This window comes from Pseudonocardia alni, from assembly GCF_002813375.1.
Lineage (GTDB): Bacteria > Actinomycetota > Actinomycetes > Mycobacteriales > Pseudonocardiaceae > Pseudonocardia > Pseudonocardia alni.
Window position 1 is genome coordinate 2,126,896 of the sequence record NZ_PHUJ01000003.1, and the last position, 11,633, is coordinate 2,138,528.

At 74.1% G+C, this 11,633-nt stretch carries 10 protein-coding genes and 1 pseudogene; 5 read left to right on the forward strand and 6 right to left on the reverse strand.

Annotated features, from left to right (window positions below; all coding sequences use genetic code 11):
- Positions 1-37: 37 nt before the first annotated feature.
- The 4 genes and pseudogenes from ATL51_RS29875 to gatC form a co-directional block, all read right to left on the reverse strand.
- Positions 38-181, reverse strand: a pseudogene (locus ATL51_RS29875) (MarR family transcriptional regulator); the annotation flags it as partial.
- Positions 182-232: 51 nt separating this feature from the next.
- The gene (gene gatB, locus ATL51_RS10785) at positions 233-1,738 is read right to left on the reverse strand and encodes an Asp-tRNA(Asn)/Glu-tRNA(Gln) amidotransferase subunit GatB (RefSeq protein WP_073578439.1); all 1,506 of its coding nucleotides are present in this window, start codon (positions 1,736-1,738) and stop codon (positions 233-235) included.
- On the reverse strand, positions 1,735-3,234 hold the full coding sequence (gene gatA, locus ATL51_RS10790; RefSeq protein WP_073578440.1) for an Asp-tRNA(Asn)/Glu-tRNA(Gln) amidotransferase subunit GatA: 1,500 nt from the start codon (positions 3,232-3,234) through the stop codon (positions 1,735-1,737). The genes gatB and gatA overlap by 4 nt, the downstream gene beginning before the upstream one ends.
- Complete coding sequence (gene gatC / locus ATL51_RS10795) at positions 3,231-3,557, reverse strand: Asp-tRNA(Asn)/Glu-tRNA(Gln) amidotransferase subunit GatC (protein ID WP_100878545.1); 327 nt, start codon at positions 3,555-3,557, stop codon at positions 3,231-3,233. The genes gatA and gatC overlap by 4 nt, the downstream gene beginning before the upstream one ends.
- 338 nt (positions 3,558-3,895) lie before the next feature.
- Here gatC and ATL51_RS10800 point away from each other — a divergent pair, with 338 nt between their 5' ends.
- Complete coding sequence (locus ATL51_RS10800) at positions 3,896-4,552, forward strand: ACT domain-containing protein (RefSeq protein WP_073578441.1); 657 nt, start codon at positions 3,896-3,898, stop codon at positions 4,550-4,552.
- A 149-nt stretch (positions 4,553-4,701) separates the two neighbouring features.
- On the opposite strand, the gene ATL51_RS10805 is transcribed toward ATL51_RS10800, so the two are convergent.
- Positions 4,702-5,421, reverse strand: coding sequence for a 3-keto-5-aminohexanoate cleavage protein (locus tag ATL51_RS10805; protein ID WP_062397181.1), 720 nt, complete (start codon positions 5,419-5,421; stop codon positions 4,702-4,704).
- A gap of 239 nt (positions 5,422-5,660) precedes the next feature.
- On the reverse strand, positions 5,661-8,108 hold the full coding sequence (ligA, locus tag ATL51_RS10810; protein ID WP_100878546.1) for an NAD-dependent DNA ligase LigA: 2,448 nt from the start codon (positions 8,106-8,108) through the stop codon (positions 5,661-5,663).
- Between the two features lie 118 nt (positions 8,109-8,226).
- On the opposite strand from ligA, the gene ATL51_RS10815 reads away from it, so the two are divergent.
- Genes ATL51_RS10815 through ATL51_RS10830 form a run of 4 tightly spaced genes read left to right on the forward strand, consistent with a single transcriptional unit; the run spans position 8,227 to position 11,542 of the window.
- The gene (locus ATL51_RS10815; protein WP_253067387.1) at positions 8,227-8,610 is read left to right on the forward strand and encodes an ankyrin repeat domain-containing protein; all 384 of its coding nucleotides are present in this window, start codon (positions 8,227-8,229) and stop codon (positions 8,608-8,610) included.
- Positions 8,611-8,613: 3 nt separating this feature from the next.
- Positions 8,614-9,012 carry a VOC family protein gene (locus ATL51_RS10820; protein ID WP_100878547.1) on the forward strand — a complete coding sequence of 133 codons (399 nt, stop codon included), beginning with the start codon at positions 8,614-8,616 and terminating at the stop codon, positions 9,010-9,012.
- A gap of 9 nt (positions 9,013-9,021) precedes the next feature.
- The gene (locus ATL51_RS10825; RefSeq protein WP_073578444.1) at positions 9,022-10,653 is read left to right on the forward strand and encodes a peptide chain release factor 3; all 1,632 of its coding nucleotides are present in this window, start codon (positions 9,022-9,024) and stop codon (positions 10,651-10,653) included.
- A 34-nt stretch (positions 10,654-10,687) separates the two neighbouring features.
- The gene (locus tag ATL51_RS10830) at positions 10,688-11,542 is read left to right on the forward strand and encodes a DMT family transporter (RefSeq protein WP_301549243.1); all 855 of its coding nucleotides are present in this window, start codon (positions 10,688-10,690) and stop codon (positions 11,540-11,542) included.
- Positions 11,543-11,633 lie beyond the last annotated feature (91 nt).

The window sequence follows — 11,633 nt, forward strand, 5'->3', positions numbered from 1 at the left end:
TCCTGCGTCCACGACGCGGCCGGCCCCGCCCCTGCGACCCGACCGGTTCCCGCTCGTGGACCAGGCCGCGTTCGACCGGCCTGCGGACGATGTCGGTGATCGACTGTGCGGACAGCCCGGTGGCCGTGGACAGCTCCGCCCGGGACAGGTCGTGCCGGGCGCGCCGCAGCGCGTCCAGCACGACCGCCTGGTTGACGTCGCCGATCCGGGGCAGGTTCGCGCCCCGGCCAGGTCAGGCCCCGACCCGCTCGACGATCAGCTCCCGGACCCGCTTGGCGTCGGCCTGGCCCTTCGTCGCCTTCATGACCGCACCGACGATCGCCCCGGCGGCCTGGACCTTGCCGCCGCGGATCTTCTCCGCGACGTCGGGCTGCTCGGCCAGCGCCGCGTCGACGGCGGCGATCAGCGCACCCTCGTCGGAGACAACCTTCAGCCCGCGGGCCGCGACGACCTCGTCCGGGCCGCCCTCGCCGTCGAGGACGCCGTCGACGACCTGGCGGGCGAGCTTGTTGGTCAGCTCCCCCGTGGCGACCAGCTCGACCACCCGGGCGACCTGCTCCGGCGTGATCGCGAGGTCGACGAGCTCGACGGAGCGGGTGTTGGCCTGCTGGGCGAGGTAGGACACCCACCAGGAGCGGGCCTCCTGCGACGGTGCACCCGCCGCGACGGTGGCCTCGACCAGCTCCAGCGCGCCGCCGTTGACCAGGTCGCGAATCTCCTCGTCGGAGATGCCCCACTCGGTCTGGATGCGCTTGCGGCGCTCCCAGGGCAGCTCGGGCAGGGTGCCGCGCAGCTCCTCGACCCACTCGGCCGAGGGCGCGATCGGGACCAGGTCGGGCTCCGGGAAGTACCGGTAGTCCTCCGAGGTCTCCTTGCGCCGCCCGGCGCGGGTGTGGCCGGTGGACTCGTCGAAGTGCCGGGTCTCCTGCACGATCTCGCCGCCCGCGTCCAGCACGCCGGCCTGCCGGCTCATCTCGTGCCGGACCGCGCGCTCGACCGACCGCAGCGAGTTGACGTTCTTCGTCTCGGTGCGGGTGCCCAGCGCGCCGCCCTTCGGCGAGAGCGACAGGTTCACGTCGGCACGCATCGATCCCTGGTCCATCCGGACGTCGGAGACGCCCAGGGACTGGATCAGGTCGCGCAGCGCGGTGACGTAGGCACGCGCCACCTCGGGGGCGCGGGCGCCGGTGTCCGGGATCATCTTCGTGACGATCTCGATCAGCGGGACGCCGGCGCGGTTGTAGTCGAGCAGCGAGTGGTCGGCGCCGTGGATGCGGCCGTCGGCACCGCCCACGTGCAACGACTTGCCGGTGTCCTCCTCCATGTGCGCGCGCTCGATGCCGATCCGGACGACCTCGCCGTCGTCGAGGGTCAGGTCCAGGAACCCGTCGACGGCGATCGGCTCGTCGTACTGGCTGGTCTGGAAGTTCTTCGGCATGTCCGGGTAGAAGTAGTTCTTCCGGGCGAACCGGCCCCACGGCGCGATCGAGCAGTTCAGCGCCAGGCCGATCCGGATCGCCGACTCCACCGCGGCCCGGTTGACCACCGGCAGCGCGCCGGGCAGGCCCAGGCAGACCGGGCAGACCTGGGTGTTCGGCTCGGCGCCGAACTCCGTCGGGCAGCCGCAGAACATCTTGGTGTTCGTCGACAGCTCGACGTGCACCTCGATGCCCAGGACCGGGTCGAAGCGGGCGACGACGTCGTCGAACTCCACGAGCTCGGGTTCGGTGGTGGTCACCGGGTCACCTCCGGAACACGCGCGATCAGCGGACCGCCCTCGTCGGCGTCGCGGGCGGCCTCGAACGCCGCCCCGACGCGGTACATGACGGCTTCGCCGAGCGCGGGCGCCATGATCTGCAGACCGGTCGGGAGCCCCTCGGAGATCCCGTTGGGCACCGACATGCCCGCCACCCCGGCCAGGTTGGTCGGGATGGTGGCCAGGTCGTTCAGGTACATGGCCAGCGGGTCGTCGACCTTGTCCCCGATCGGGAACGGCACGGTCGGCGCGGTCGGCGACACGAGCACGTCGGCCTGGGCGAACGCCGCGTCGAAGTCCCGGCTGATCAGCGTGCGGACCTTCTGCGCCTGCCCGTAGTAGGCGTCGTAGTAGCCGCTGGACAGCGCGTAGGTGCCGAGCATGATCCGCCGCTTGACCTCGGGCCCGAAGCCCTGCTCGCGGGTGTTGGCCATGACCTCCTCTGCGGAGCGGCCCTCGGCCGCGCGCAGGCCGTAGCGCATGGCGTCGAACCGGGCGAGGTTCGACGACACCTCGCTCGGCAGGATCAGGTAGTACGCGGCCATGCCGTACTCGAAGTGCGGGCACCCGACCTCGACGATCTCGGCGCCCAGCTTCTCCAGGCTGCGCAGCGACGCGTCGAACGCCGACCGGACGCCGGGCTGGTAGCCCTCGCCCCCCAGCTCGCGCACGACGCCGACCTTCAGCCCCGACAGGTCACCGGTCGCACCCTGGCGCGCGGCCTCGACCACGGCCGGGACCGGCCGGTCGATCGAGGTCGAGTCGCGCGGGTCGTGGCCGCCGATGACCTCGTGCAGCAGCGCCGCGTCCAGCACGGTGCGCGCGCACGGCCCGCCCTGGTCCAGCGACGACGCGCAGGCGACCAGCCCGTAGCGGGAGACCTGGCCGTAGGTGGGCTTGACGCCGACGGTGCCGGTGAACGCGGCGGGCTGACGGATCGAGCCACCGGTGTCGGTACCGATCGCCAGCGGCGCCTCGAACGCGGCCAGCGCGGCCGCCGAGCCGCCGCCGGAGCCGCCCGGCACCCGGGAGGTGTCCCACGGGTTGCGGGTGACGCCGTACGCGGAGTGCTCGGTGGACGAGCCCATCGCGAACTCGTCCATGTTGGTCTTGCCCAGGATCGTGATCCCGGCGGCGCGCAGGCGCGCGGTGACCGTCGCGTCGTAGGGCGGCTGCCAGCCCTCGAGGATCCGCGAGCCGCAGGTGGTGGGCATGTCGGAGGTGGTGAACACGTCCTTGAGCGCCAGCGGCACCCCGGCCAGCGGGGACTCCGGCGCCTCGCCCGCGGCGATCCGCTCGTCGACCAGCGCGGCGCCGGCCAGCGCGGACTCGGCTCCGACGTGCAGGAACGCGTGCACCTCGCCGTCGACGGCGGCGATCCGGTCGAGGTGGGCCTGCGCGGCCTCCACGGCGGAGACCTCACGGGAGTGGATCTTCTCGGCGAGCTCGGCGGCGGTCAGCCGGATCAGGTCGCTCACTGCTCCTCCCCCAGGATCCGCGGGACGCGGAAGCGCCCGTCCTCGGCGGCCGGGGCGCCGGCGAGCGCCTGCTCCTGGCTCAGGCCGGGGCGGCGCTCGTCCGGGCGGAAGACGTTGTCCAGCGGGACGGCGTGCGAGGTCGGCGGGATGTCGTCGGCGGCGACCTCCCCGACCCGGGCCACCGACCCGATGATGACGTCGAGCTGGGACGCGAAGGTGTCCAGCTCGGAGTCGGTGACGGCCAGGCGGGCCAGCCGGGCGAGGTGTGCGACCTCGTCCCGGGTGATGACCCCACCCGTCCGCTCCGCGGAATCGGCGGTCATGCCCCTCCTCGAGATGGTGTCCGATGATGACGACGGCGGGTGGACGGTCGTGGCGGTGCCGTGGCAGCGGCGACGACGGTGCGACCGCCGGTCCGGCTGCCGACACGACCCGGTCGCTCCCGCGCGCGCCGGTCTACCCACCGAGTCTATTCCCGCCGGTCCACCGGCCGATCGCCCCCCGGCGACCGGGCGCGCACACCCCGCTGCGGGTGGCGGGTGACCGAGGGCCCCGTGGGTGGCAGGATCATCGTTCCCGCCCGGAACCGCTCCCCGCCGCTCCGGTGCGGTGCATGCGCGTGCCGACGAGGCGCCCGCTGTCGAGGGAGAGGATCCACTCCGTGTCGTTCCTGCTCCGGGTCGTCCTCCCGGACAAGCCCGGCAATCTCGGCGCCGTCGCGTCCGCACTCGGCGGGGCCGGGGCGGACATCCTGAGCGTGGACGTCGTGGAGCGTGGCGACGGCCAGGCGGTCGACGACATCGCCGTCGAGCTGCCGACCAACCGGCCGCCGGACGTGCTCATCACCGCTGCCGAGTCGGTGCCCGGGGTGTCGGTGGAGTCGGTGCGCCCGCACACCGGGCAGCTGGACACCCACCGCGAGCTGGAGCTGCTCGACGAGATCGCAGGCGACCACGCGCACGGGCTCGACCTGCTCGCCGCCGAGGTACCGAGACTGTTCCGCGCAGGGTGGGCGCTCGTCGCGGTCAGCGAGCACGGCCGCTCCTACCGGATCGCGGAGAGCTCCGCGGCGCCCGAGACCCGGTCCGGGGACCTGCCCTGGCTGCCGCTGGACCGGGCGATCGCCCTCGACGAGAGCCACTGGGTGCCCGAGCCCTGGCGGGCGATGGACACCGAACTGGCCGCCGCGCCGTTCGGGACCGGGGTACCACCGAAGACGCTGGTGGTCGGGCGGCCGGGTGGGCCGGTGTTCCGGCCGTCGGAGCTGGCGCGGCTGGCGCACCTGGCCGGGATCGTCGCGACGGTCCTGAAGGCCTGACCCGCCGCGCCACCGCACCCCTCCGCAGGCCCCGGGCCCGGGCCCGGGGGCCTGCTCCCAGGGGAACTTTCGTAGCGCTCTAAGCCACGAGAGTTCCCCTGGGAGCAGCGCCGGGAGTGGACGAGCGGCCGGGGCGACGGCCCGGCGGGTCAGACCCGGATCGACAGGGCGGTGCGGACGAGGTCGTCGTTGCCGGTCGCGAGCCAGCCGTCGGGACGCACCAGGACGTCCTCGAAGCCGATCCGGGTGTCGATGTTGACCCGGGTCGCGTACTCCAGCACCGGCCAGGCGCCCTCCTCCTCGCCGTGCAGCAGCACGGGGACGGGGGGCTGACCGAGGGCGCGCAGGATCCGGATGCCCTCGGCGACGGCGGTCTCGGGGTCGATCACCGTCGACTCCGCGATCACCCGCCGGGTCCCCGGGGGCAGCCCGTTCTGGCGGAGGGTGACGGCGTCGCCGCTGGTCCAGACGCCGAGCTCGACGGCGATGCCGACCGACCACGCGGCGTGGCAGACCTCGGTCCAGCCGAGCTCGTGCACGTTGACGCCGCACACGTCGGGCTTGCCGGAGCCGAGCCGGCCCCAGGACAGGACGGTCTCGACACGGTCCTTCGGGTCGGGCTGGATCCAGCGCCCGGTCGGGACGCCGATCTCGATGCCCGGGGCCTCCTGGCGGATCAGCGACACGACGTCGCCGACCACGGCGGGTTCGATCGACTCGGCACCGCTGTCGTCGCGCGGGTGCACGTGCACCGAGGTGACGCCGAGCCGGGCGACGGCCCGGGCGTCGCGGGCGAGGTGGCGGGCCAGGGTCGGCAGCGCCGGGTGCGCGTCCGCCGGTCGTGAGCCGTTGAGCGCCGCCTGCAACACCGTGTGTTCCCCGATCCGAGTGGTCGTCCTCCGGCCGGGAGGACCCCGCCGTGCGACCGAGAGTAGGCGGTGATCGACCGCGGCCCGCGGCCGGGCGCGGGCGCGGGCGGGGGACGTCGACGTCCGGCTACCGGGCCGCGCCGGACGTCGAACACGCCCGGTGAGCGGTCGCTCACTGTCGGCGTGGCGCACGCCGTGTCGCCGGACGGGACGGGCCGGCCGGGTGCCCGGGCCGGCGGTCAGGCGTCGGCGGCCTGCTCGCGGGCCGCGTCGGGACCGCGGTCGAGCAGGACCGAGAACCCGGCCTCGTCCAGCACCGGCACCCCGAGCTCGACGGCCTTCTCGTACTTCGAGCCGGGTGCCTCCCCCGCGACGACGAACGCCGTCTTCTTCGACACCGACCCGGCCGCGCGCCCGCCGCGGGCCATGATCGCCTCCTTGGCCTCGTCGCGGGACCAGTTCTCCATCGAGCCGGTGATCACGATCGAGAGGCCCTCCAGGAAGCGGGGCACCGAGTCGTCGACCTCGTCCTCCATCGCGACGCCCGCCGCCCGCCACTTCTGCACCACCTCGCGGTGCCAGTCGACGGAGAACCAGTCCCGCACCGCCGCCGCGATGGTCGGGCCCACGCCGTCGACCCCGGCGATCGGGGCGAGCGCCTCGGCCACGGCCTTCGCCCGGGCGCGCGCGGCCGCCCGCTCCTGCTTCGCGGCCTCGGCGGCCGCGGCGTCCGCCTCGTCGGCGTTCTCGTCGGCGTTCTCCGCGCCGTCCACACCCTCGGCGCCGTCCACACCCTCCGCGCCGCCCACACCCTCGGCGCCGTCCACGGCCTGCGGGGAGTCCGCCGCCCCGGCGGCGGCCTCCGCCTCCGCGGTCTCGACGTCGCCGGCCGCCTCGGCGGCGGCACCCTCGGCCGTCGGCGCCGCGGCCTCGGCCGCGGCGTCGTCCTCCCCCGCCGTCCCGTCGGAGACGATCGCGACCCCGGCCGCCTCGGTGTCCGCCTTCGCCTGCGCCGCGGCGCGTTCCAGGGCCTCCATCGAGCCGAACTCACGGCCCAGCGCCTGCGCGGCGGTCGGCCCGACGTGGCGGATCGACAGTCCCACCAGCACCCGCCACAGCGGCCGTTCCTTCGCCGCCTCCAGGTTCGTGAGCAGCTTGCGGCCGTTGACCGTCAGCTCGCCCTTCTGGTTGCGGAACAGCTCGGTCCGCAGCAGGTCGTCCTCGGTCAGGGCGAACACGTCACCCTCGTCGGTCAGCACGCCCGACGTCAGCAGCGCCACCGCGGCCTCGTAGCCGAGGCCCTCGATGTCGAACGCGCCGCGGCCCGCGACGTGGAACAGCCGCTCCCGCAGCTGTGCCGGGCAGGAGCGGGCGTTCGGACAGCGCCGGTCGACGTCGCCCGCCTTCTGCTGCACGAGCGCGGTGCCGCACTCGGGACAGTGCGTCGGCATCACGAACTCGCGCTCGGAACCGTCGCGCACGTCGGTGACCGGGCCCAGCACCTCGGGGATGACGTCGCCCGCCTTGCGGATGACCACCCGGTCGCCGATCAGCACGCCCTTGCGGCGTACCTCGTCGGCGTTGTGCAGGGTCGCCATCTCGACCGTGGACCCGGCGACCTTCACCGGCTCCATCACCGCGAACGGGGTGACCCGGCCGGTGCGCCCGACGTTGACCCGGATGTCGAGCAGCCGCGTGGTGGCCTGCTCCGGTGGGTACTTGTAGGCGATCGCCCAGCGCGGGAACCGGGAGGTCGCACCGAGTCTGCGCTGCAGCGCCACCTCGTCGACCTTCACCACGACGCCGTCGATCTCGTGCTCGACGTCGTGCCGGTGCTCGCCCCAGTGCTCGACGTACTCGATCACCTTCTCGATGCCCCGCAGCACGGTCGTGCGCGGGGAGATCGGCAGGCCCCAGGCGACCAGCGCGTCGTAGGCGTGGGACTGGGTGTCGGGGGTGAACCCCTCCCGCTTGCCGAGGCCGTGGCAGATCAGCCGCAGGTTGCGCGAGCCGGTGACCCGGGGGTCCTTCTGCCGCAGCGAGCCGGCCGCGGTGTTGCGGGGGTTCGCGAACGGCTCCTTGCCCGCCTCGACCAGCGAGGCGTTGAGCCGCTCGAAGTCCTCCAGCCGGAAGTAGACCTCGCCCCGGACCTCGACGAGTCCCGGCACCGGGAACTCGTCGGTGGCGGAGAGCTGCTCGGGCACCTCGGCGAGGGTGCGCATGTTGAGCGTGATGTCCTCGCCGGTGCGCCCGTCACCGCGGGTCAGCGCGCGGGTGAGCCGCCCGTCGGTGTAGAGCAGGTTCACCGCCAGTCCGTCGATCTTGAGCTCGCACAGGTAGTGCAGGTCCTCGCCGACCTCCTTCGTCACCCGCTCCTGCCAGGTGCGCAGGTCGTCGGGCGAGAAGGCGTTGTCCAGCGACAGCATCCGCTCGAGATGGTCGTGGGCGGTGAAGTCGGTGGAGAACGTGCCGCCGACGCGCTGGCTCGGCGAGTCCGGCGTGACCAGCTCGGGGTGCGCCTCCTCCAGCGCGAGCAGCTCGTGCCACAGTTCGTCGAACTGGCCGTCGGAGACGACCGGCGCGTCCAGCACGTAGTACCGGAACTGGTGGTCGGCCACCTCGGCCGCCAGCTGCGCGTGGCGCTCGCGGGCCTGCGGGGCGTCGGACTGGGAGCTCACGACGCGCAGGTTAGCGGCGACCCCCGACAGCCACCCGTCGCCGAGGGTTCCCGGACGGGTGGCGGGCCGGGTCCGGTACCGCGGGCGCCGCCCGGCGGGGTGGCCGCGGCACCCCTACCGTGGCGGGGTGGACCAGGCCGCCGTGGAACTCGCGCACCGGATGTTCGACCTGGCCCGCGAGGGTGCGGCGGAGCAGCTGGCCGCCTACCTCGACGCGGGCGTCCCGGTCGGGCTGACCGACCCCAAGGGCGACACCCTGCTGATCCTCGCCGCCTACTACGGCCACGACGCGGTCGTCGCCGATCTGCTGGCCCGCGGCGCGACGCCGGACCACACCAACGACCGCGGCCAGACCGCGCTCGCCGCCGCGCTGTTCGCCCGGTCGGCGCCGTCGGTGACCGCGCTGCTCGCCGCGGGCGCCGACCCGCATCACGGCAGCCCGTCGGCGTGGGCGACCGTCGAGCACTTCGACCTGCCCGACATGCGGGCGCTGCTGGAAGCGGGGGCCTGAGCCGTGCTGCGGCTGGGGTTCCCGGTCGTCGGCGTCGCCGATCTCGACCGGGCCGCCGCGTTCTGGGCCGCCGCGCTGCACCTGCAGGTCTCCGAGGAGTGGGCGAGCCCCTCCTGGCGCACCCTGACCGGCCCCGGCGGCGACCGGGTACTCGGCCTGATGCACAGTGCCTCCCCACCCGAGCCCAGGCCCCGCCTGCACCTGGACCTCCTGGTCGACACCACCGACGAGCAGGAGGCCGAGGTCGCGCGGCTCGGATCGCTGGGGGCGACCCTGCCCGACTGGGACGGCTACCCCGCCGAGCCCGACTTCGTCGTCCTCGCCGACCCCGACGGCAACGTGTTCTGCGTGGTCGACCTGAGCCGGGCGCCGTCCTCGGAGGCTGTCGGTGGCGGCGCCTAGAATGCGGGTGTGAGCACCACCGAGAGCGACGCCCGGCAGCCCGGATCCGCCACCGACGCACGCGTCGTCGGCGAGACCGCCCGCCGGCGCACGTTCGCGGTGATCTCCCACCCCGACGCGGGCAAGTCGACCCTCACCGAGGCGCTGGCGCTGCACGCGGAGGTCATCGACTCCGCGGGTGCGGTGCACGGCAAGTCCGGCCGCAAGGGCGTCACCTCGGACTGGATGGAGATGGAGCGCGCCCGCGGCATCTCGGTGTCCTCGGCGGTGCTGCAGTTCGCCTACCGCGACTGTGTGATCAACCTGCTCGACACCCCCGGCCACGGCGACTTCTCCGAGGACACCTACCGGGTGCTCGCCGCCGTCGACGCCGCGGTGATGCTGCTCGACGCCGCGAAGGGCCTCGAGCCGCAGACCCTCAAGCTCTTCGACGTCTGCCGCTCGCGCGGTGTCCCGATCGTCACCTTCGTCAACAAGTGGGACCGGCCCGGCCGCGAGGCCCTGGAGCTGCTCGACGAGGTCGAGCAGACCATCGGCCTGCGCCCGATGCCGCTGACCTGGCCGCTGGGCATCGCCGGGCAGTTCAAGGGGCTCATCGAGCGCACCACCGGCGAGTACACCGCGTTCACCCGCGCCGCGGGCGGCGCGACCAAGGCCACCGCGCACGTCGTCGACGCCGAGACGATCGCCGCGCAGGAGCCGGAGTACTGGCAGAACGCGCAGGACGAGCTGGGCCTGCTCGACGAGATCGGTGCCGGGTTCGACGAGGAGGGCTTCCGCTCCGGCAAGGCCACCCCGGTGCTGTTCGGGTCGGCGCTGTCGAACATCGGCGTCGCCCGGCTGCTCGACTCGCTGGTCGACCTGGCCCCGCCGCCCGCCCCCCGCCCGGACGTGAAGGGCGACGACCGCCCGCTCGAGGCGCCCACCTCCGGACTGATCTTCAAGGTCCAGGCCGGCATGGACAAGGCGCACCGCGACCGGATGGCGTTCCTGCGGATCTGCTCGGGCCGGTTCGAGCGCGGCATGGTGCTCACCCACGCCGCGACCGGCAAGCCGTTCGCCACCAAGTACGCGCAGTCGGTGTTCGGCGCCGAGCGCAAGACCGTCGAGGAGGCCTTCCCCGGCGACATCGTCGGCCTGGTCAACGCCACCGCCCTGCGCCCCGGCGACACCCTCTACGCCGCCGACCCGGTCGAGTTCCCGTCGATCCCGGCGTTCGCCCCGGAGCACTTCGCGGTGATCCGTGCGAAGGACGCAGGCAAGTACAAGCAGTTCCGCAAGGGGATCGAGCAGCTCGGCAACGAGGCGGTCATCCAGATCCTGCGCTCGGACCTGCGCGGCGACCAGGCGCCGGTGCTCGCCGCGGTCGGGCCGCTGCAGTTCGACGTCGTCACCACGCGGCTGGAGACCGAGTTCAACGCCCCGGTCACCCTCGACCGGCTGCCGTACCAGATCGCGCGCCTGGTCGACCCCGAGGCGGTCGAGGCGCTGGCCGGGCAGTCCGAGTGCGAGGTCCTGCGACGCGCCTCGGACGGCGAGCACCTCGCGCTGTTCACCAACAAGTGGCGGATGGACATCATCCAGCGCAAGTTCCCCGACATGCGGTTCGAGGCCATGCCCGCCGGGTCGTCGATCTCCTGATCCGCTGAGCACCGTCGCCGCGGTCGGGGCCGCGCTGCTCGCGGCGCTGCTGTTCGCGCTCGCCGCCGTCGCCCAGCAGACCTCGGCGGCGGCGGACCCGCACGACCGCGGCACGGCGATGCTCGCCCGGCTGGTCCGCGACCCGCGTTGGCTCGCCGGCTCGCTGGGTGACACGGTGGCGTTCGCGATGCAGGCCGTTGCGCTCGGGTTCGGGTCGCTGCTGCTGGTGCAGCCGCTCATCGTGACCCAGCTGGTGTTCGCGCTGCCGCTGGCCGCGTGGTGGGCCGGGCGGCGCCCGTCGCGCCGGGAGCTGGTCTGGGCCGCGGTGCTGGTGGTGGCGCTGGTGCTGTTCGTGACCGTCGGCGAGCCGACCGCCGGGGTCGACCGGACGGGCCTCGCGGCCTGGGCGCCGACCGGGTCGGTGCTGCTCGTGCTGTTCGCCGCGTGCCTCGTCGCGGCCCGGAGCGCGACCGGCACCGCCCGGGCGCTGCTGCTCGCCGCGGCGACCGGGATCGCCTACGGCGTCGTCGCCGCGCTCACCCTCGGCGTGGTCGACACGCTGTCCGACGGGCTCGTCGCGCTGCTGACGTCGTGGGAGACCTGGGCGCTCGCGGTCGCCGTCGTCGGGGGCACGCTGCTGCAGCAGACCGCGTTCCAGGCCGGCGCGCTCGGGGCCTCGCTGCCGGCGGTGGTCGTCGGGGAACCGGTGGTCGCGGCGGTCGTCGGGGTGACCGTGCTCGACGAGCGGCTGGCCACCGGCGGGGCGGGGTGGCTGCTCGTCGCGGTGCTGGTGGTCGTGCTCGTGGTGGCGACGGTCGCGCTGGCGCGGGCGAGCGCGGGATCCGGGGAGCGGTCAGGGGTCCTCGACACCGGCGAGCAGGCGTCGTAGCAACCCGTCGAGGAGGGTGCGGTCGTCCGGGCCGAGCGGGCCGAGGATCCGCCGCTCGTCGTCGACGTGGTCGGCGACGGCCCGGTCGACG